Consider the following 20873-nt stretch of genomic DNA (forward strand, 5'->3'; position numbering starts at 1 on the left):
CGCTCCAGTCAGGCCTCCGGCCCTGTACCGGGCCTGACTGGGGCGCCCCGTCAGGCCGCTGCTTTTTGCAGGTCCCGCTGCTGGACCCGGTGCTTGACCCAGTCCCGACAGGGTTTCTCCACCCATTCGTAGGTGTAGCGGGAAAACCCGATCACCACCACCAGCAACAGCAGGTTCAGGGGCACCGAAGGCCACCCCATCGGTTCACTGGGATCAATCTCCAGGATGAACTCGAACACGTTGGAGGCGCCAAACTGGATCAGGCGGTGGGTCATGTAGATGGAGAAAGACCACACCCCGATCTTGCGCACCAGGTCGATGTCCAGCAGCCGACTGACCGCGCCGCCGTTGCGGGTGGCAAACACAAACACCGCCAGGGCAAAACTGAGTATGGCCACCATGATCGCCGCATAGCGGTTGCCGGAGAGGGAGACAGACACGATGATGGCGGCCATGGTCAGCCCCTCCACCGCCGAAAGTGGGCCAAACGAAAGCCTGTCCAGGGTGCCATAGGCCCTCACGCGGTAGACGAATATCCCCAGGTAGAAGGCCGCCAGGCAGCGTATGAAACCGTGGTCGTAGGTGATCTTCAGCTGTTCGGGCTGGATCACCAGGAAAATGGCGGCGTACAACCCGGCCGACAATGCCAGCGGCACCCACAACCGCCGCCCGCGGTCCACGGTAATGGCGGTCACGAAGAACACGATATAGGCGAAGAACTCCGTACTGATACTCCAGCTCGGCTGGTTCCAGCTCAGGGACTCGTTGACCCCCAGCCCGTGGATCATCAGCAGGTTGGTGATAAAGGTGAACAGGTTGTTCTCATCAAGCTGGCTGGTACCGCCAAAGCCGGTTTCGTACAGGTATTGCTTGATGAGCACATAGGGCACCCAGAGCATCAGCGTAAACAGGTGCAGCGGGTACAGGCGCCCCAGGCGAAGGGCAATGTACTGGCCGAAGCCCATCCCCCCACGGATTTTGTCGCCATAGGCATAGGCCATAACGAAACCGGAGAGCACAAAGAACAGGTCAACGAACAGGTAGCTGTTACGGATCAGGGAGAGAGACGGTTGTTCGATATAGAACGGGGTGTGGTAGATCACCACCATGATGGCGGCCAGCCCGCGTAGTGATTCCAGTCTGGTAAACATGCCCGGCTCCCTGGGAAGTGGATTCCTTGCGGGTCACTCTGACCTGCCTGGATACCGTGAAAACGCTGCCTACGATAGCAAACTGCACCGGCATGTCATCTGTCGTATTTCTTGGCGCATGCTCCTGGACAGCGCCGCAGAGGCTATCCGGGGTTACGGCTCCAGCCTGGAACGACTGAACGCCAGCAGGTCCGGAAAAAAAGCCAGGAACCGGGCTTCCAGCTCGTCGTCCATCGGGCGGATCTCGTCAATAATACCCTCGAAGCCATGGCGGAACCGGATGCGGCTGGCGACCCGGTCCATGGCCTGGCCCACCGTATCCAGGTTTTCGTAGGCATTGAACCAGTCATACGCCACCATACGCCGGGTCACCTGCTCCATGGCTGGCGGCATCAGGTAAGATCCCGCTTCAAGATCCGCATATAATTCTTTGATAAAACGATTTTTATCAGTATGTCCGAACTGTTCCCAATGGCGCAGCAGGTAATGGTCAAAGAGGATATCCAGGGCGATGCCCGCAAACCGGCGACGGTCGGCGGAAAAGAGCGCCTTGCTGGCCAACACCTGCGGATGGGAATCAGTGAAGGCATCCACGGCCCGGTGATGTTCCAGGCCTTCCCTCACCTGTTCCGGCAGGTCCCGGCTATCCAACCCCCGGGCGAAATCCCCGAGCAGGTTGCCCACCCGGGATTCCAGCGTCGGACGGGCCAGGAACAGGTGACAGAAGTGGTTCACAGGATCAGTAACTCCACCATCCCGTTATCGGAGCACCAGGACGTTCCGCAGGAACTCGCCGATGGCGTGGATCTCCTCCAGGCATACAGCATGCTCCATGGGCCAGGTCTGGTAATCCGCCTGGTAGCCCATGGCCTGTAGCTTCTCAACAGATGCCCGGCCCAGGGCCTCCGGTATCATCGGGTCATGGGTGCCATGGAACACACTGATGGGAATGTTCCGGTTGGCGTCGGAACACTGCACGGTATCCGCCGTGGCAAAGTAAGTGGACAGGGCCAGGATGCCCGCCAGGGGCTTCGGGTAACTCAGGCCCAGTTCGTAGGCCACCGCGCCCCCCTGGGAGAAGCCCGCGATCACGATGCGTTCGGACTTCACACCCCGATCGATCTCATGCTCCACCAGGGCCGCCACCGCCTGGGCGGACGCCACCAGTTGATCCTTGTCCACGGTGCGGCCCAGTTCCAGCGACTTGATGTCATACCAGGCCGGCATCCGGATGCCGCCGTTAATGGTCACCGGAATTTCCGGGGCGTGGGGGAAGATAAAGCGGACCGAAGCGCCCTGTGGCAGACCCAGCTCCGGTACCACCGGCTCAAAGTCATGGCCGTTCGCGCCAAGGCCGTGGAGCCAGATAACGGATGCATCCGGGTTCTCACCGGTGTCCTGCTGGATGTACTCAAGTTGGTTCATAACACCTCGTCATCAATCGGTAAAAAGTCAGTTGGTGGATGGTTCCCTGGTGTCCCGTCTGGGTAATTCGTTAACCTACTGCGGGACACTAGCCTCCTGGGCATTGAGCGAACTCAGCACCGGGTTGGCATACATGGAAATCAGGTAGGGGCGGATGGCCTCGTCGCAGGCCTCAATGCGCCGCTCCAGTTCCTCTTCCGCCGCTTCCAGCTCTGCCGGGGTCCAGCTCTCGGCGGTCACCACCTCCTCGCCGACCACGTCCGGGGTATCGTGAGTCGCCGGGTGTACCCCTTTCATGTTATAGGCCACCAGGTTGGAAGCATGCAGGTGGTAGTTGGCACGGATCTCGGTATCGATCAGGGCCGCCAGGTCCTTCGCATTGTCGGGCGAATCACTGATCGGTGAGCCGAAGTGCACGTGCACATGACCCTTGAAGCCGGTCAGCCCCTTGACGATCTGCTCGGAATCCTCGTTCTCCGCCTTGGTGTAAGTACCGGTCCGCTCGCGGGTTTCCAGCTCCCGGGCCTTGTCCACGTCACAGGGGTCGTACTCGTAGGCAATGGACACCGGCACGATACGCATGCGGTTCATGGCCTCGGCGAAGTCCAGCCCCTCCTTCTTGCGGCTCATGTAGAACATCTTGATGATGGCGGGATCGGTCTGATCCACCCCATCCTTGGCGCGCCCTTCCCGCTGGGCAATCCAGATGCTGTGGCCATCATCCAGGCTGTGGTTGATGAACCCGGACAGGGTCAGGAACACCTGCCGCATTTCCCGGGGGCTCTGGATGTCCCGCTGCACCACAAAGCTCTTGTTCAGGCGCATCATCTCAGCGAACACCGGGTTCTTGAGCAGATTGTCACCGATGGCGATGCGGGTGGTCTCGAAACTGTTCAGATGTAACAGGTGATTGACCACCATCGGATCAAACACGATATCCCGATGGTTACAGATGAAGAGGTACGGGGTGTCCGGATCCAGTCGCTCCAGCCCTGACGACGTCAGGCGGGTGGTGGTCCGGCCCACCAGGTCGGTCACGTACGCCTGCACCCGTAACTGGACATCCCGGATGGTCCGGGCACTGCCGAATTCTTTCCTCAACCAGCTTTTCACGCGCTTGCGAAGCAGGCCCGGAAGCCAGCGGGCAAGCATGGGGGAGCGGAACCGCCCCACCATCAACAAGAAATCGGGGTCGTTGGACAGCCGCCGTACAGCGCCTTCGACCTCGTCATCCCCATAGGGACGTATGGCATCAAATTCCTGCATTAGAGTCCTGTTCTTGTTGCCTTTTTTATCGAATAAACAAGGCCCGGCCCGGTTGGCCGGTGCGAAAAACCGCGTTATTGTATCGCGGCAGCGCCGCAGATGCCTCCTCCCGACAACCAATCCCCATTCTGATATCATCCCGCGTTCATTCACGAACCCGGCGAGCCATCCATGGACTCCTACACCGACTTCGACCAGCTCAGCCCCGAAAAGCCGGTGATGCCCTCCGCCAGCCCGGAACAGGTGCTGCACGAGGTATTCGGCTACGAGTCCTTCCGTCCCCTGCAAGGTGATATCGTCCGGGAGCTGGTCAATGGTGGCAACGCGCTGGTGCTGATGCCCACCGGCGGCGGCAAGTCCCTCTGCTACCAGATTCCCGCCATGGTCCGGCCCGGAACGGGCATTGTGATTTCGCCCCTGATTGCACTGATGCAGGACCAGGTAGCCGCACTGCAACAACTGGGGGTGCGGGCCGCCTTCCTGAACTCCACCATGGGCATGGAGCAGGCCATGGACGCGGAGAACGCACTGCTGCGGGGGGAACTGGACCTGTTGTACTGCGCCCCGGAACGGCTGCTCCAGCCCCGTACCCTGAGCCTGCTGGAAGATGCATCGCTGTCACTGTTCGCCATTGATGAAGCCCACTGTGTGTCCCAGTGGGGGCACGATTTCCGTTCTGATTACCTGGGCCTGAGCATCCTGGCGGAGCGTTTCGCCCATGTGCCCCGCATCGCCCTGACCGCCACCGCCGACGAGCGCACCCGCAAGGAAATCGCCGAGCGCCTGTCCCTTACCGACGCGCGGCACTTTATCAGTGGTTTCGACCGCCCCAACATTCAGTACCGCATTGCCCCCAAGACCAACGCCAACAAGCAGTTGCTGGACTTCATCAAGGCCGAGCATCCTGACGATTCCGGCATTGTCTACTGCCTGTCCCGCAACAAGGTGGACGCCACCGCCCGACTCCTGCAACAGAAAGGCTACACTGCCCTTCCCTACCATGCCGGGCTGCCCGCCGAGGAGCGGGCCCGCAACCAGGAACGCTTCCTGCGGGAGGACGGCGTGATCGTGGTGGCCACCATTGCCTTCGGCATGGGCATTGACAAACCGGATGTCCGCTTCGTGGCCCACCTGGACCTGCCCAAGAGCCTGGAAGCCTACTACCAGGAGACCGGTCGCGCCGGCCGGGATGGCAACCCCTCCACGGCATGGATGGTCTACGGCCTGCAGGATGTGATCAAGCTACGGCAGATGCTGGAGGCCTCCCAGGGCAATGACCACTTCAAACGGGTGGAACGCCAGAAACTGGATGCCATGCTGGGCCTCTGCGAGATCACCACCTGTCGTCGTCAGGCCCTGCTGCGCTACTTTGGCGACCAGTTGGACGCCCCCTGCGGCAACTGCGACACCTGTCTGGTACCACCGGAGACCTGGGACGGCACCGACGCGGTGCGCAAGGCCCTGTCCTGCGTCTACCGGACCGGACAGCGCTTCGGCGTCAACTACGTGATCGATGTGCTGCGAGGATCGGAGAACGACCGTATCCGGCAGGCGGGGCACCAGACCCTGTCCACCTGGGGCATCGGTACCGAGCTGTCGGTCAACCAGTGGAAATCCGTGTTCCGGCAACTGGTGGCCAATGGGTACCTGCGGGCCGATCCGGAGGGATATGGCGCCCTCCAACTGACCGAAATCTGCCGCCCGGTGTTGCGGGGTGAAGCCGCCCTGGAGCTTCGCCGGGATCCGGAACGCAAGGTGACCCGGCGCCAGGATGGAGACCGCCGTTCCCGTACCCAGTCCATATCAGACCCGGAAGGCTGGGAGGCGCTCAGACAGAAACGCAAGGAACTGGCGGACGAACAGGGTGTGCCCCCCTTCGTTATTTTCCACGACACCACCCTGATGGAGATACTGGAGCGGCGCCCGGCCAGCCTGGAGGAAATGTCGGAAGTCAGTGGCGTTGGCAGCGCCAAGCTGGAGCGCTACGGGGCAGTTTTCCTGGCCGTACTGGACAGTCTTCCACCGAGGTCATAAGCCCACCCCGACGGCGGAAATGCGTGTTTTTGCACAATATATGCTGCAACAGCCGGAAAACGACTACACTGTCTGAATAACCAATAATTCGATGCCGCAGTGCGCGCGTACCGCCCAGCAGTTCGGAAGACTCAATGGCCCTACCAGGATCCTGTCAATTCCAGCGTGTTATCCTCCTTGCCCTTCTGATACTGCTACCCATCGGCAACCCGTCCGCCGCCCGGGACAGTACCGACCCGATCGTCTACCGGCTCTGGTATCGCAACTACGACAGCCCGGCCGTGCTTGCGGTACTGCGGCTGGCCTTCGACAAGACCCCGGAGTACGGCCCGTACCGGATTCTGCGATCGCCGGAAATGGTCCAGGGACGCGCTCTGGTGGAGCTCCAGGAGGCGGATGACCGGCTGATCACCATCGCCAATGTGGCTACCTCTCCTGAGCGGGAAGACAACCTCTACGCCATCCCCCTGCCTATTGACGGGGGGTTGCTGGGATTGCGGGTCTGTGTGGTCAGGCAGGATAACCTTCTGCGGTTCCGGGGTGTGGAAGACCTGGACGACCTGGTGGCCCGTGACATCAGCATCGGCCAGGGCACCCACTGGCCGGACAGCGAGATCCTGAAGGCCAACGGCGTCAAGGTGATTACCAATACGCGGTTTGAAACCCTGTTTAACATGCTGCAGCGGAACCGGTTTGACTGCTTTGCACGGGGCGTGAGCGAAGTGCTGTTTGACCTGGAACGAGTGCATGACAGCGACCTGGTGATAGAACCTCACCTGTTGCTTGCTTACCCCATGCCATCCTACTTCTTCGTCGGTCCGGATGATCACGATACCGCCCAGAGGATCCAGCTGGGCCTGGAAAGGGCCATCTCCGACGGCAGCTTTGCACTGCACCTCGCCACCTACTATGGTCGTGCCGTGGAGTCGCTGAATCTCGACCGGCGCAAACTGCTGGTACTGGAAAACCCTCTCCTTAGTGATGACTCGGCGCCCATCGGCCGGGAAGTGCTGGAGACCCTGCGGCGGCGGATCTCCAACGGCCTTGCCCGACAGGACACGCCTTAGCGTCCCGCCCTCGATCAGACCCGGAAACGCCGGACCTTGTCGTTCAGGTCAGACGCCACTGAATCGATCCGGTTGCTGTACTGGTCGTTCTCGGACGCAGCCTCCGCGGCATCCTGACCTTTCTCTGCAATGCGGGTGATCGAGCTGTTCAGTTCCTCGGTGACCGAGGTCTGTTCCTCCGACGCGGTGGCGATCTGGGAAGTCATCTCGTTGATGGAGGTGATCGCGGCGGCAATCCGGTCCAGGGCATCCATCGCATGCTGGGCCTTCGCCGCGCTTTCCGAGGATACCTCGGTTGAGGCCTCCATCACCCGCACCGCTTCAGAGGCCCCGGCCTGGAGACGCTCGATCACGGCGCCCACTTCACCGGTGCTCTTCTGGGTGCGTTGGGCCAGGTTACGGACCTCATCGGCCACCACCGCAAAACCACGGCCCGCCTCGCCGGCCCTGGCGGCCTCGATGGCGGCATTCAGGGCCAGCAGGTTAGTCTGCTCGGCCACGCCCTGGATGACCTCCAGTACCGTGGTGATCTCATTCACATCCCGGCCCAGGCGCTCAATCACCTGGGCGGCACTGCCAATCTCTTCCGCCAGCCGGTCCACCGCGTCCCGGGACTGGGACACCGTGCCCACCGTCTCCCGCGCATCGGAATCGGCTGTCTGGGCTGCATCGGCGGTCTGCTGGGCATTGCGGGCAATTTCCGAAGCGGCGGCGGACATCTCGTTGATCGCCGTGGCAATCATGTCCACCTCCTGCTGCTGGCCCTCGACACTGCTGCGGCTGGTGCTGGCAGTCTGGCGCAGGGCCGCCACTGACTCATGCAGTTCACCGGCGCCCCGCTGGGCGTCCCGGACAACCCCCTGGATGTTGGCCACAAACTCGTTGAAGCTCCCGGCCAGTCGCCCGAACTCATCCTTGGTCTCCACATCCAGCCGGCGGGTCAGATCCGCGTCGCCGCTGGCAATATCCGCCATGGCATTGTTCAGGCGATGTACCGGTCGCATCAGCACCCGGATACCCAGGTGCAGCAGGATCAGGGCAACCACCAGGCCGACCACCAGGATCAGAAGGCCTGTGGTGCGGGCCTTGCGGACCGGCGCGTTCACCAGATCCTCATTGGCAAACATGGCCAGGCGCCAGTTCACGCCACGGGCCTGCTCAATCTCGTGGAAGCTTACCCGCCACGGAGTCTCCTCAATGACCACGGTACTGGCTTCACCACCGAACCGAGGCTCCTGCCCCAGAAACCCGGAAATGGGTTCCCCCACCAGATCACTGTTTGGATGGTAGAGCACCGTGCCGTCACCACCGACCAGGGCGACATAACCGGTATCCGCCAGGTTGACGCTACCCAGAAGCTCATCCACCACATCCAGGGTAATGTCCGCCCCGGCCACGCCCCGATATTCCCCGGAGCTCACCGGCGCCAGGGTCGACAGGATCATCTGCCCCGACGAGGCGTCCTTGTAGGGCTTGGTAATAGAGGCCCGACCCAGCTCCTGCGCCAGCTTGTACCAGGGGCGGGTACGGGGATCGTAACCGTCAGGCAGGGTCTGTTGCGCTTCACGGTCGGGCATCAGCATCTTGCCATCGGTGCGTCCCACATAGACGTTGTTGAACCCGCCACCGACGTTGGCGGACTGCAGGATGGCCCTCGCCTGCCCGTCGTCTTCCGCCGACGCCAGCGCCCCGGCAACGCCCTCGGTCATCTTCAGTCGGGTGTTGAGCCACTCCGCGATACTCGCCGTGGCCTGGCTGGCGGTATCCGCCGCCATGGACTCGACATAGCGGCTTGTGGTGGCGGTCAGTCGGTGGTCGCCGGTAACGGCGTAGCTACCGACTACAAGGACAAGCAAAATACCGAATGCGATCAGCAGTTTCTGGCCGAAGGACAGATTCACTGGCGTTCTCCCGTGGTGAATAGGCTGGAAGGCGTTACTGGAATGCATGTCGGCCACGGGGACGAAGTCTTTAACAAACTTCTGATACCATCACGGTTTTCGGCACCCTGATACAGAGGCTGGCGACACCGCCAATCCCGGTCAGTGTCTACAATGGGTCTTGAACACCCCCTATCGAACAGGAGCCACCATCGCCATGGCACATGAAGAACTGCACCTGAGCCTGCGCAACCTTGAAGACAGTGACTATGAGCAACTCAAGGTGCTGATGGACCGGGTCTACAACGATATTGGCGGTGCCTGGCCCCGGGACACCATCAAGGCGCTGGTCGACCAGTTCCCGGATGGCCAGATCTGCATTGAGGACAGTGGTGAGCTGGTGGCGGTCGCGCTGACGGTCTGCGTGAAGTACGAGCGCTTCAGCAACCCCCACACCTATGACGACCTGATCCTCCGCAACGAGAAGATCTGGCACAACGCCAATGGCGATTCCCTGTACGGCCTGGATGTGTTCATCCATCCGGACTACCGGGGCTATCGCCTGGGTCGCCGCCTTTACGAGGCCCGCAAGGAACTCTGCCGGTCCAAGAACCTGCGGGCCATCCTGGCGGGTGGCCGTATCCCCAACTACCACAAGTATGCCAGTCAGTACACGCCGGCGGAGTACATCCAGCGGGTGGATCGCAAGGAGATTTACGACCCCATCCTGACCTTCCAGCTCTCGAATGATTTCCAGGTCACCCGGCTGATGCACAAATACCTGCCGGAGGATGAAAAATCATTGGGTTACGCCACACTCCTCGAGTGGAACAACATCCTCTATACCCCGCCCTCCACGGTGCTCAACACCCGCAGGACCCAGGTGCGCATGGGGGCGGTCCAGTGGCAGATGCGGGAATTCACCTCTGTAGAGGAAGTGCTGAAACAGGTGGAATACTTTGTCGATGCCCTGTCCGACTACAAGAGCGATATCGCCCTGTTCCCGGAGTTCTTTAACGCACCGCTGATGGGGCTCACCGACCAGATGGACCAGACCCGGGCCATCCGTTTCCTGGCCGGTTTCACCGAGCAGTTCCGCAATGAAATGTCCGAGATGGCGGTAAGCTACAACATCAATATTGTCACCGGCTCCATGCCCCTGATCGAGGATGACCGGGTCTACAACGTCTCCTACCTGTGCCATCGCGACGGTCGGGTGGACGAGCAGCGGAAGATCCACATTACGCCCCATGAACGCCGGGACTGGGTGATCGAGGGAGGAAGCCGATTCGAGGTATTCGATACCGATGCCGGACGCGTCGCCATCATGATCTGCTACGACATCGAGTTCCCGGAACTGGGGCGCATGGCCGCCGCCGAGGAGGTGGATATCATCTGCGTGCCGTTCTGGACCGACACCAAGAACGGCTACCTGCGGGTTCGCCATTGCGCCCAGGCCCGTGCCATCGAGAACGAGTGCTACGTGGTCATTACCGGCAGTGTCGGCAACCTGCCCAAGGTGGAGAACCTGGACGTTCAGTATGCCCAGTCCTCGGTGTTCTCACCGTCGGATTTCGCCTTCCCCCACGACGCGGTGATGGCGGAAACCACCCCCAACACCGAGATGATTATGTTCTCCGACCTGGACCTGGAAAAACTCAAGCTGGTTCGCAACGAGGGCTCGGTAACCAACCTCAAGGACCGGCGCACGGATTTGTACACCTTACACACGAACGACAAGGATCATGATATCGTAGAGGATGATAGCTGAGACCGCGCCTCATCCTTTGTCGTGAAACGGGCGGCAACGCACATTAAGTGCACCCGCTACGATACTGAAACTGTTGCCAAACCGTTTTCCGGTGACTAAAGTTTACGCACTGGGAACACAACCATAATATCCGGGGAGTCCCTGAATAGATCCTGAGTGTCATCCGTCAGGCTCCATTCAAAGACTCCCTGACGCGTCGAGTATAATAAATGTTGTTGGCGGTCTGCGCCGCCCAGGGAAATGAGCCATGCCAATGTCAGACAATGCTTACCACACCCCCCTGCCAGACCTGGTAGCGCGGTTCACCCTGAAGAAAGGGCTATTCCGCAAGGAACTGGTAGAAGCCAGTCTGTTTGATCTGAATCAGTTCGGTTGCGTATTGAAAACCGATAAGGTGTTTGAACCGGGCGAAACCCTCGGATTGGACCTGGAAATGGATATGCCGTTCGAGAACCTCCAGGCAAACGGCCTGACCGGGCTGATCACCGAGCGAAGAAAGTACTGTAGCAATTTCTTTTATCATATTGATTTTATTGCAAGTGACTACCGCCCGAAGGCTGAGCGTTCGGAGCAGTTCGAGCGCATTCGCGACGTACTTGACCGCAAGAAGTCCCTGCTTTCCCGCCGCGAAAATCCCAGCCTGGGTGCAACCGCCTGAACCCCTCCTGCTCTTTTGCGGGCCGGAGGGAGTCCATTCAGGGTCAGCACTGCCACAAATTCCGTCGGTCGGTCATCCGACCGGCTACCTTAACGGACTATCCGTTAGCTCGTCACAACCCGTGAACAGGGAGCGGTACCATGGCCAAGACCAGCAAGAGCAGTAAGACCGACAACAAACGCCCCAACGTCGAAAAGATCGTCAAAAAGGTCAACAAGGAATTCGAGAAGACCTCCGGGCAGATCGAAAGACTGGTGGACGACGCCTTCAAACAGCTTGATTCACTCCAGAACCAGATCCAGGAGCCGGTCCGCAAGCTGATGAAGGAGATCGACGAGCTCCGTGAGCGCGAAATGAAGCGTTTTCACGATGAGCTGGACCGCCGGATGGAAGAGTTCCAGAAAATCCAGGACTCGGTGATGGACCGCCTCGGCATTGCCCAGCGCGAAGCCAAGCGGGGCCAGGAGGCGGTTACCAAGTCCCTGGAGCAGGAAACCAGGAAAACAGCCAAGACCGCGAAATCGGCGGGCAAGACCACAGCCAAAACGGCAAGCAAGGCTGGAAAGAAGACCGCCACCAAGGCGAAATCCGGTGCCAGGAAAGCAGCCACCAACACCAGGGCCGGCGCCCGCAAGACCGGCGCCACCGTAAAGGCGGCCGCCAAGGGTAACGACCTGTCCGACCTGACCCGTATCAAGGGCATTGGCCCGGTCACCGCCCGTAAGTTGCAGGGTGCTGGCATTACCTCCATTAACCAGATTGCCAGCCCCACCGAAGCCGAGCAGGAGAAACTGAACCAGTTCTCCAGCATGAAAGGCTTCAGTGACTGGCCTAACGAAGCGAAGAAACTGATCGGATGAAGGAAGCGGAACAACCGGTACTGCGTGACATCGTATTGATTGGTGGTGGCCACAGCCACGTTGGAGTCCTCAAACGTTTTGCGATGAAACCAGTGCCGGGGGTTCGCCTCACACTGATCTGTCGCGACACGCACACCCCCTACTCCGGCATGCTGCCCGGCTACGTTGCTGGCCACTACACCTATGATGAATGCCACATTGACCTGAGCAACCTGGCGGAATTTGCCGGTGCCCGCTTCTACCGGGACGAGGCCGTCGACATCGACCGCACTAACAAGCGGATCATCTGCCGGGGGCGTCCGTCGGTACCCTATGATCTGCTGTCCATCAATATCGGCTCTACCCCGCAGGTGGGTGAAGTGCCCGGTGCCGGAGAGTATGCCGTGCCGGTCAAGCCCATCAATGGCTTCAACCAGCGCTGGCTGGCGTTGCTGGAGCGGGCCGAGACCCACCAGGGCCCCATGGCCATCGGCGTTGTCGGCGCCGGCGCCGGCGGGGTCGAACTGACCCTGGCCATGCAGCACCGCCTGCGCCATGAATACCAGGCCCGGGGCAAGGACCCGGACCAGCTCTCCTTCCACCTTTTCGACCAGGCTGGTGACCTTCTCCCCACCCATAACGACCGGGTGCGACAGGCGTTTGCCCGAACCCTGAAACAGCGGCATGTGCACACCCACCTGGGCAGCGCCGTGACCGCTGTCGAGGCGGGACACCTGCGTACCGATAACGGCCACGCCTTCGACCTGGATGAAGTGCTCTGGGTGACCCGGGCCGGTGGCCCTGAATGGCTGCGGGACACGGGCCTGGCCCTGGACGACGGTGGCTTTATACGTTGCCGGGACACCCTTCAGACCGAGACCGATGACGACATCTTCGCCGCCGGGGATATTGCCAACGTGGTGGACCACCCCCGTGAGAAAGCCGGTGTGTTCGCCGTGCGTCAGGGGCCGCCCCTGTCGGAAAACCTCCGTCGCGCCGCCATCGGAAAAAAGCCCAAACCGTTCATCCCGCAGAAGACCTGGCTGGCGCTGATCAGCACCGGTGACAAGTACGCCATCGCCTCAAAGGGTGACCGCTTCATGCAGGGGCGCCTGGTGTGGCGCTGGAAGGACTGGATCGACCGCCGCTTCATGAAGAAATTCAATGAGCTGCCGGCCATGGAGGAATCCGCCGCCCTGCCCGACACCGCCGCCGCCCAGAACCCCGAGGAGGCCTCCCAGGCTATCTCGGCGGTGGCCATGCGATGCGGTGGCTGCGGCGCCAAGGTGGGCAGCACCGTGCTGTCCCGGGCCCTGGGGGAACTGCGCCCCATCGAGCGGGACGATATCCTGGTGGGGCTCCACGCCCCGGACGATGCCGCCGTGCTGACGGTGCCTCCCGGCAAGGCCGTGGTGCACACAGTGGACTTCTTCCGCGCCTTTATCGACGACCCCTACGTGTTCGGCCGGGTGGCCGCCAACCACAGCCTGGGGGATGTATTCGCCATGGGCGCCGAGGCCCAGAGTGCCACTGCCGTGGCCACGGTGCCCTACGGCATCGAGTCGAAGGTGGAAGACGTGGTGTTCCAGATGATGTCCGGAGCGGTGGAAGTGCTCAACGAAGCCGGCTGCGCCCTGGTGGGCGGCCACACCGGCGAGGGCAAGGAACTGGCACTGGGTTTTGCGGTGAACGGCCTGATCGATCCGGATCAGGTGATGAGCAAGGGCGGGCTGAAGCCTGGCGACAAACTGATCCTCACCAAGGCCATCGGTACCGGCACCCTGTTCGCCGCCCATGCCAGGCTGGCAGCCCGGGGGCGCTGGATCGACGCCGCCCTCGCCTCGATGATGCAGTCCAACCTGGAGGGGGCCCGCTGCCTGCTCCGTTACGGCTCCAGGGCCTGCACCGATGTCACCGGTTTTGGCCTGCTGGGCCACCTGGTGGAGATGACCCGGCCATCGGAAGTGGACGCCGTGCTTGACCTGTCTGCCATCCCCATCCTGCCGGGTGCCGAGGAAACCGCCGCCGAGGGCATCCTCAGTTCCCTGCAACCGGCCAACATCCGCCTGCGCCGGGGTATCCGGGACCAGGCCCGCTGGGTTGACCATCCCCGCTACCCACTGATCTTCGACCCCCAGACCGCCGGTGGTCTGCTGGCCAGCGTGCCCGCTGACCGGGCCGAGGCCTGCGTGGAAGAGCTTCGATCCCTGGGCTATCCCCTGACCGCCATCATCGGCGAGGTGACGGCCCAGGGGGAAGCCATCGAACCCATCACCCTGAGGGACTGATCGCCCGGGCGATGGCCTCTTCCAGGGCCGCCTGTTCCCGCCGGGGCGTGAAATCCTCCGCCAGGTCACTGACAATGGCCGCCAGGCCGGCCAGCCAGTCGGCGTCGTTCTCCGCCCTGGCCAGCCGCTGCGCAAGGGCGGCCTCGTCCCTCACATGATAGAGCCCCGGGTACTGCTCCCCCAGCAGGCCCCGGTTACCGGGAATGTCGGAAGCCAGTACCGGCAAGCCGGCACGGCACGCCTCGGACACCACGTTGGCCCCTCCCTCCATGATGGAACTGATGACCATGATCCGGCTGCTGGCCATCAGGCGTCGGGTGGCACTCCGGTCCAGTTCGCCCAGCCAATGGTAACGCGGGTTATCGGCCATTTCCCGACGGGCGGCCTGCGCCCATTCCTCACTGTGCGCCCGCCCCGCCTGCAACACCCGGATGGCCGAGGCCGGTGGTAGCTGCCGGGCGGCCAGGGCGGCCCTCAGGGGGTCTTTCTCGTCCCTCAGGTGTCCGATCACACACACATCAAAGTGGTCCGGTGACGGGCTGACCGGGGCGTCAGGCTGTTCCGTTGACTGCAACACCACACTGACCCGCCCCTGCAAGCGGTGGGGAACATCCCGGGCCGCCAGGCGGTGCAGCACGATCAACCGGTCGGCCTGCTCCATGGTTGGCAGGGTCTGTTCGGGCTTGGTGAACTGGTAGCGGTACAGGTCGGTCCCGGTCAGGGCGACAACAACGGGCTTGCCGGGCTGTTCCCGACGCCAGCGGGCGACGGTCTCCCGGCTCCGCCAGGCGTGGAGTGCAATCAGCAGATCAGCGCCGTCGGCCTCCCAGGGATCATAGTCGGTCCCGACAACAACCCGGTGCCCCGCCTGTTCCAGCAGTCCGGCCCAACGCTCGGCGGTGGCCCTGTTGCCGGACAGGGAGCCCTCCGGCGCCGGCGTCAATAGCAGTAGTTTCATTAAGTTGCTACCATTCAGAATGTGTCTGATGATTTCTACGTTAGGCTAATCCAGTCAGGCTATCGTAGAGTATCATTACAACCGGCACATTGGTGCCTGACCCCGTCACTTCAAGGAATGACTCCTATGCTCAGAAAACTCTTTGGCCTGGCTACCATAGCCGCCGCCATGCAGACCTTTGCCCTATCCGCCGCTGCGGAGACATTCGTCTTCACCGCCATTCCGGACCAGGATGAAACCCAGCTGGTTGAGCGTTTTGGCGCCGTGGAGGCCTACCTGGAGGAGCAGCTCGACGTCGATGTACGCTATGTCCCGGTGAAATCCTACGCTGCCGCCGTATCCGCCTTCCGCAACAACCAGGTGCAGTTGGCCTGGTTCGGTGGCCTGTCCGGGGTCCAGGCCCGTCGGCTGGTACCGGGCTCGGAGGCGATTGCCCAGGGCGTGGAGGACACCCGATTCCGGAGCTACTTCATCGCCAATACCGAATCCGGGCTGGAACCGGCCAGCGAACTGTCCGATGCCCTGCGGGACAAAACCTTCACCTTCGGCTCCAAGGGCTCCACTTCCGGTCGACTGATGCCCGAGTACTACCTTCGCGAAGCGTTCTCCGAAGCGCCCGACGAGGTGTTCTCCCGTGTCGGCTTCAGCGGCAACCACACCCGCACCATCCGCCTGGTGGAAGCCGGCACCTATGATGTTGGCGCGCTCAACTTCAAGGTCTGGGAAACCGCCGTCGAGAACGGCGAGGTGGACACTGACAAGGTTCAGGTGATCTGGGAAACCCCGGAGTACGCCGATTATCAATGGACCATCCGTGGTGACGTCAACGAGCGTTTTGGCGAAGGTTTCAAGGAGCGTGTCACCGAGGCCCTGCTGAACATGGACGATCCGGATCTGCTGAAACGGTTCCCCCGGGAAGGCTTCATTCCCGCCTCCAATGACGACTATTCCGCCATTGAGGACACCGCCGAGGAACTTGGCCTGCTACGTTGATGGAAACTGACCTGGAGTTTAACGGCCTGTCCGGTTTTTTCGGAGGGCAGCGGGTGGTGGGCCCGCTGTCCCTCACCATACGGCCCGGCGAACAGGTCGCCCTAGTCGGTCGCAGTGGCGCCGGCAAGTCCACCCTGATCCGGCTGATCCACGATCGGGTGGCCAGCCAGGTCGCCCTGGTGCCCCAGGAACTGGGCCTGGTGAACGCGCTGCCGGTTTTCCATAATGTCTTCATGGCCCGGCTGGACCAGCACAACAGCCTGTACAACCTGGTGTCCCTGGTTCGCCCCTTCCAGGCGGACCGGCAAGCAGTGACAGCGATCCTGCAACAACTGGGCATGGAAGAAAAACTGTGGACCCCCGCCGCCGCCCTGTCTGGCGGACAGCGCCAACGGACCGCCATTGCCCGGGCACTGTTCCACAAGGCGGATTTCCTGCTGGGGGATGAACCGGTATCCGCCCTGGACGGCCCCCTGGCACACCGAGTCATGTCCCTGCTGACGTCCAGGTTCTCCACTTACCTGATCGCCCTGCACGACGTGGACCTGGCCCTGGAATACTCAACGCGGGTGGTGGGCATCCGCAACGGCGAGATAGCCCTGGACGCACCCAGCCACGAGCTGACGCCCGCGGATATCCGACCACTCTACGACTGACGGTAGACGCCCATGCCAGCCTGGCCCAATGTGCCCCTGAGCCGCTCCAGAACCGCCCGCACCAGTTTCGGTTTCCTGGTCCTGGCCCTGGTATGCCTGGCGTTCTCGGATATCGCCATTACCACCGCCAATCCCTGGCAGGACCTGTTCCGGTTTTTCTGGGGGATGATAACCCCGGATTTCTTTTCCAGCGAAGGCCTGGCCACCGCGCTGCTGCGAACCGTCTCCTTTGCCTTTGTCGGCGTCACCATTGGCAGCATCTGCGGCTTCGGGCTGGCGCTGATCTACCGGATCCGGCTGGTACGCACCTTTTGCGCCTTTATCCGGGCCATCCACGAACTCTTCTGGGCGCTGATTTTCCTGCAGTTCTTCGGTTTCCACCCGCTCACCGGAGTATTGGCCATCGCCATCCCCTACTCCGGCATCTTCGCCAAGGTGTACTCCGAGATCCTGGACGAGGCCGATCCCGAGCCCCGGACCCTGTTGCCGCCCGGCGTGGGCGCACTATCAGCCTTTGTCTATGCCCGTATCCCGGACTGCTGGGACCAGTTGCGTACCTATACCTCCTACCGCCTGGAATGTGGCCTGCGCTCCAGTGCCATCCTCGGCTTCGTGGGACTGCCCACCCTCGGCTTCTTCCTGGAATCGTCCTTCTCCCAGGGGCACTATTCCGAGGCCGGCGCGGTGCTGTTGCTGTTCTATGGGCTGATTGCCACCATTCCCCTGTGGGTACGTCCCCGCCTGCTGCCCTTCTACATTGTCGCCGCGCCCTTTTTCCTGGGGGACGGGTTGCCCATCGTGTGGGGCAACGTTAAACGGTTCTTTACCGAGGACATCGTGCCCGCGCCACTGAGGGAAGGCGTGGGTAGCGATGAACTCTGGCCGTGGCTGTCGGAACTGGTGATCGACCAGGCCTTGCCGGGCATCTGGAACACCCTGCTGCTGACCCAGATGGCCCTGGTGGCGACCGGACTGGTGGCGCTGGCAGCCTTCCCACTGATCTCCAGGCACTTCGGCAACCGGGTGAGCCGCACGGGCGGCCATGTGCTGCTGGTCATTGCCCGCTCAACCCCCGAGTACATCCTGGCCTACATCCTGTTGCAGCTCTGGGGACCATCCATGCTGCCGGCGGTGGTGGCCCTGTCCCTGCACAACGGCGGTATCATCGGGCACCTGATCGGCCGTCAGTCCAGTGGCCTGTACCTGAGGCCGGATGCGCCCCGTGGCATCACCCGCTACGGCTACGAGCTGGTACCGCGACTGTACCCGTCGTTCCTGGCGTTCCTGTTCTACCGGTGGGAAATCATCATGCGGGAAACCGCCATCCTCGGCATCCTGGGGATCTACACCCTGGGCTTCTACGTGGACAGCGCGATCCAGAACATCCAGTTCGACAAGGCCATGATCCTGATCCTGGTGACCGCGCTACTGAACATCGGCATCGACTCCCTGTCCCGCAGGATCCGCGGTAGACTGGCCCTGCAGACCATGCCCACCTGCTGAAAGCCGTTACTCTGTGGGCTAGAACAGGACATTGAAAGGTATGCCCATGGGAGCGCCGTCGGCACGCAGGCTTGCTCGCCATGTCATGGCATCGCCTGTGGTGCAGTAAGGAGGAACAAAACGAAGCCGGTAATGGCCTGTTTCATCGGTCGTTTCCATCCTGAGGGGATACTCGCCCATGTACATGGTCTCCCCGGTCAACAGGACCATGACCCGGTCCGGGGCGGTCGGCAAGGTAGCCGTCAGTTCCAGTTCATTGCCCGCCAGGCGCTCTATGCGGACAGAGGCTTGGCCGGAATCGGTCTGCCAGCGGCAAGCTTCCTGTAGCGGATGACAGTCGGGTCTGTCGCCGGCGTCACTGGCCCCCGCCGACCTGGACTCAAACCAGCGCGGGCCCATAACGGCAAGGGCTCCCAGCCCGATTACCAACACTACCATCAACAGACCACGTATCATTCAGGATCCCGATTAACACCAATGGGCCGACAGAGGGAGGGCCCGGCGACGGCATTATGCCCTTTCGGCCCGGAATGCACCAACGGAACGACAAGTCCCATAGCATGCAAAACTATAAGGGGCTATACGGGGTGCCCTGATACCCCATAACGTGCGAAAATGCCTGCCTTTTCCAAACCTGCTGACGGAGTACCCGCTGTGCACCCGGAATTATCGGTCCAGAACCTCAGCAAGACCTACGGTGACGGCTTTCAGGCCCTGAAGGACGTCACCCTGGAGATCCAGAAGGGTGAGATCTTCGCCCTGCTCGGCCCCAATGGCGCCGGCAAGACCACACTGATCAGCATCATCTGCGGGCTGGTCAACCCGAGCCACGGTTCCGTGACGGCGGCGGGCCACGACATCCTGAAGGAATTCCGCGAGGCCCGCACCAAGATCGGCCTGGTGCCCCAGGAACTGAATACCGACTCCTTCGAGAAGGTCTGGAACACCGTCAGTTTCAGCCGCGGCCTGTTCGGCAAGGCCCCCAACCCGGACCATATCGAGAAAATCCTGCGCGACCTGTCCCTGTGGGACAAGCGCAACAACCGGGTGATGTCCCTGTCCGGCGGCATGAAACGCCGGGTGATGATTGCCAAGGCCCTGTCCCATGAACCCGACATCCTGTTCCTGGACGAGCCCACCGCCGGGGTGGACGTGGAACTGCGCCGGGATATGTGGGAAATGGTCCGCAAACTCCGGGAAAGCGGTGTCACCATCATCCTCACCACCCACTATATCGAGGAGGCGGAGGAGATGGCCGACCGCATCGGCGTCATCCGCAATGGTGAGCTGATCCTGGTGGAAGACAAGAGCACGCTCATGTCCAAGCTGGGCCGCAAGGAACTGCGCCTGCATCTGCAGACCGCCATGGATGAGCTTCCGCCGGAACTGAAGGACCAGCCCATCGAACTGTCCGAGGACGGTTATGAGCTGATCTATACCTTCGACAGCCAACGGGAACAGACGGGGGTTGCCCTGCTGCTTCGGTCCCTGGGCGAACTGGGTGTGGAATACCGGGACCTGCAGACCCGGGAGAGTTCGCTGGAGGAAATCTTCGTCGGTCTGGTTCACCACGACTGAACCGGCCCCGTGACAGAACTGGAGTATCACTATGAACGTGTATGGCATCCTCGCCATCTACAAGTTTGAAATGGCCCGCATGTGGCGCACCCTGATGCAGAGTGTCGCGTCCCCGGTCATCTCCACGTCGCTGTACTTCGTGGTGTTCGGTTCCGCCATCGGGTCACGGATGGGCGATATCGACGGCATCAGCTATGGCGCCTACATCATCCCCGGACTGATCATGCTGACGCTGCTGATGCAGAGCATTTCCAACGCCAGTTTCGGCATCTACATGCCCCGCTTCTCCGGCACCATCTACGAGGTGCTGTCGGCGCCGGTATCCTATATCGAGGTGGTCATTGGCTACGTGGGGGCCGCCGCCACCAAGTCCGTTATCCTGGGGCTGATCATCCTGGCCACGGCACGACTGTTCGTGGACTACAGCGTGCTGCACCCGTTCTGGATGATCGCCTTCCTGGTGCTCACGGCGGTCACCTTCAGCCTGTTCGGCTTTATCATCGGTGTCTGGGCTGACGGCTTCGAGAAACTGCAGATTGTTCCGCTGATGATCGTCACGCCCCTGGTGTTCCTGGGCGGCACCTTCTATTCCATCGACATGCTGCCGGAGATCTGGCAGACCATCACCCTGTTCAACCCGGTGGTGTACCTGATTTCCGGGTTCCGCTGGGCATTCTATGGTGTTTCTGATATCCATATCGGTATCAGTGTCGGCATGATCATCGTCTTCCTGACTCTGTGCATGGTGCTGATTGCCTGGATCTTCCGTACCGGCTACCGACTCAAACCCTGACCGGAGACTGCTC

At 61.6% G+C, this 20873-nt stretch carries 18 protein-coding genes; 11 read left to right on the forward strand and 7 right to left on the reverse strand.

The annotated features are described in order from the left end of the window. Positions 1–50: 50 nt before the first annotated feature. The 4 genes from ACJO2E_RS07315 to ACJO2E_RS07330 all read right to left on the reverse strand — a co-directional run bounded on the left by ACJO2E_RS07315 (position 51) and on the right by ACJO2E_RS07330 (position 3842). Complete coding sequence (locus ACJO2E_RS07315; protein WP_406963229.1) at positions 51–1151, reverse strand: acyltransferase family protein; 1101 nt, start codon at positions 1149–1151, stop codon at positions 51–53. A gap of 153 nt (positions 1152–1304) precedes the next feature. After that, a complete protein-coding gene (locus tag ACJO2E_RS07320) occupies positions 1305–1886 on the reverse strand; it encodes an acyl carrier protein phosphodiesterase (protein WP_406963230.1) in 582 nt (193 codons plus the stop codon). 24 nt (positions 1887–1910) lie between these two features. After that, positions 1911–2576, reverse strand: coding sequence for an alpha/beta hydrolase (locus ACJO2E_RS07325; RefSeq protein ID WP_406963231.1), 666 nt, complete (start codon positions 2574–2576; stop codon positions 1911–1913). A gap of 75 nt (positions 2577–2651) precedes the next feature. Beyond that, a complete protein-coding gene (locus ACJO2E_RS07330) occupies positions 2652–3842 on the reverse strand; it encodes a lysophospholipid acyltransferase family protein (protein ID WP_406963232.1) in 1191 nt (396 codons plus the stop codon). Between the two features lie 219 nt (positions 3843–4061). On the opposite strand from ACJO2E_RS07330, the gene recQ reads away from it, so the two are divergent. Together recQ and ACJO2E_RS07340 are read left to right on the forward strand one after the other, a co-directional pair. Further along, on the forward strand, positions 4062–5876 hold the full coding sequence (gene recQ / locus ACJO2E_RS07335) for a DNA helicase RecQ (protein WP_406963588.1): 1815 nt from the start codon (positions 4062–4064) through the stop codon (positions 5874–5876). Positions 5877–6010: 134 nt separating this feature from the next. Then, a complete protein-coding gene (locus tag ACJO2E_RS07340) occupies positions 6011–6943 on the forward strand; it encodes a transporter substrate-binding domain-containing protein (protein ID WP_406963233.1) in 933 nt (310 codons plus the stop codon). Between the two features lie 14 nt (positions 6944–6957). Here ACJO2E_RS07340 and ACJO2E_RS07345 read toward each other — a convergent pair whose 3' ends face one another. Continuing rightward, positions 6958–8844, reverse strand: a complete 1887-nt coding sequence (locus ACJO2E_RS07345; RefSeq protein ID WP_406963234.1) for a methyl-accepting chemotaxis protein — start codon at positions 8842–8844, stop codon at positions 6958–6960. Between the two features lie 196 nt (positions 8845–9040). Between ACJO2E_RS07345 and ACJO2E_RS07350 the strand changes: the two genes are divergently transcribed. The 4 genes from ACJO2E_RS07350 (at position 9041) to selD (ending at position 14379) form a co-directional block, all read left to right on the forward strand. After that, positions 9041–10594, forward strand: coding sequence for a GNAT family N-acetyltransferase (locus tag ACJO2E_RS07350; RefSeq protein ID WP_406963235.1), 1554 nt, complete (start codon positions 9041–9043; stop codon positions 10592–10594). Between the two features lie 247 nt (positions 10595–10841). Further along, entirely contained in the window at positions 10842–11252 is a 411-nt protein-coding gene (locus ACJO2E_RS07355) for a hypothetical protein (protein ID WP_406963236.1), read from the forward strand. Between the two features lie 140 nt (positions 11253–11392). Continuing rightward, positions 11393–12112 (forward strand): helix-hairpin-helix domain-containing protein, encoded by a 720-nt coding sequence (locus ACJO2E_RS07360; protein WP_406963237.1) that lies wholly within the window; start codon positions 11393–11395, stop codon positions 12110–12112. Further along, entirely contained in the window at positions 12109–14379 is a 2271-nt protein-coding gene (selD, locus tag ACJO2E_RS07365; protein ID WP_406963238.1) for a selenide, water dikinase SelD, read from the forward strand. The genes ACJO2E_RS07360 and selD overlap by 4 nt, the downstream gene beginning before the upstream one ends. On the opposite strand, the gene senB is transcribed toward selD, so the two are convergent. Next, complete coding sequence (gene senB / locus ACJO2E_RS07370) at positions 14363–15337, reverse strand: selenoneine biosynthesis selenosugar synthase SenB (RefSeq protein WP_406963239.1); 975 nt, start codon at positions 15335–15337, stop codon at positions 14363–14365. The two genes, selD and senB, sit on opposite strands and share 17 nt — an antisense overlap. 126 nt (positions 15338–15463) lie before the next feature. Here senB and ACJO2E_RS07375 point away from each other — a divergent pair, with 126 nt between their 5' ends. From ACJO2E_RS07375 to ACJO2E_RS07385, 3 genes are read left to right on the forward strand one after another with little or no spacing between them, the layout of a single operon-like run. Next, the gene (locus ACJO2E_RS07375; RefSeq protein ID WP_406963240.1) at positions 15464–16330 is read left to right on the forward strand and encodes a putative selenate ABC transporter substrate-binding protein; all 867 of its coding nucleotides are present in this window, start codon (positions 15464–15466) and stop codon (positions 16328–16330) included. Continuing rightward, on the forward strand, positions 16330–16986 hold the full coding sequence (locus tag ACJO2E_RS07380) for a phosphonate ABC transporter ATP-binding protein (protein ID WP_406963241.1): 657 nt from the start codon (positions 16330–16332) through the stop codon (positions 16984–16986). Before ACJO2E_RS07375 ends, ACJO2E_RS07380 begins: the two co-directional genes overlap by 1 nt. Before the next feature lie 12 nt (positions 16987–16998). Continuing rightward, positions 16999–18489: a PhnE/PtxC family ABC transporter permease gene (locus tag ACJO2E_RS07385; RefSeq protein ID WP_406963242.1), complete on the forward strand. Its 1491-nt coding sequence runs from the start codon at positions 16999–17001 to the stop codon at positions 18487–18489. Between the two features lie 18 nt (positions 18490–18507). On the opposite strand, the gene ACJO2E_RS07390 is transcribed toward ACJO2E_RS07385, so the two are convergent. Beyond that, positions 18508–18945, reverse strand: coding sequence for a hypothetical protein (locus ACJO2E_RS07390; RefSeq protein WP_406963243.1), 438 nt, complete (start codon positions 18943–18945; stop codon positions 18508–18510). A gap of 198 nt (positions 18946–19143) precedes the next feature. On the opposite strand from ACJO2E_RS07390, the gene ACJO2E_RS07395 reads away from it, so the two are divergent. Both ACJO2E_RS07395 and ACJO2E_RS07400 read left to right on the forward strand, forming a co-directional pair. Then, a complete protein-coding gene (locus ACJO2E_RS07395) occupies positions 19144–20067 on the forward strand; it encodes an ABC transporter ATP-binding protein (RefSeq protein ID WP_406963244.1) in 924 nt (307 codons plus the stop codon). A 31-nt stretch (positions 20068–20098) separates the two neighbouring features. Beyond that, on the forward strand, positions 20099–20860 hold the full coding sequence (locus ACJO2E_RS07400) for an ABC transporter permease (protein WP_406963245.1): 762 nt from the start codon (positions 20099–20101) through the stop codon (positions 20858–20860). Positions 20861–20873: the final 13 nt, after the last annotated feature.

This window comes from Marinobacter shunpengi (assembly GCF_045449695.1).
In the GTDB taxonomy this organism is placed as follows: domain Bacteria; phylum Pseudomonadota; class Gammaproteobacteria; order Pseudomonadales; family Oleiphilaceae; genus Marinobacter.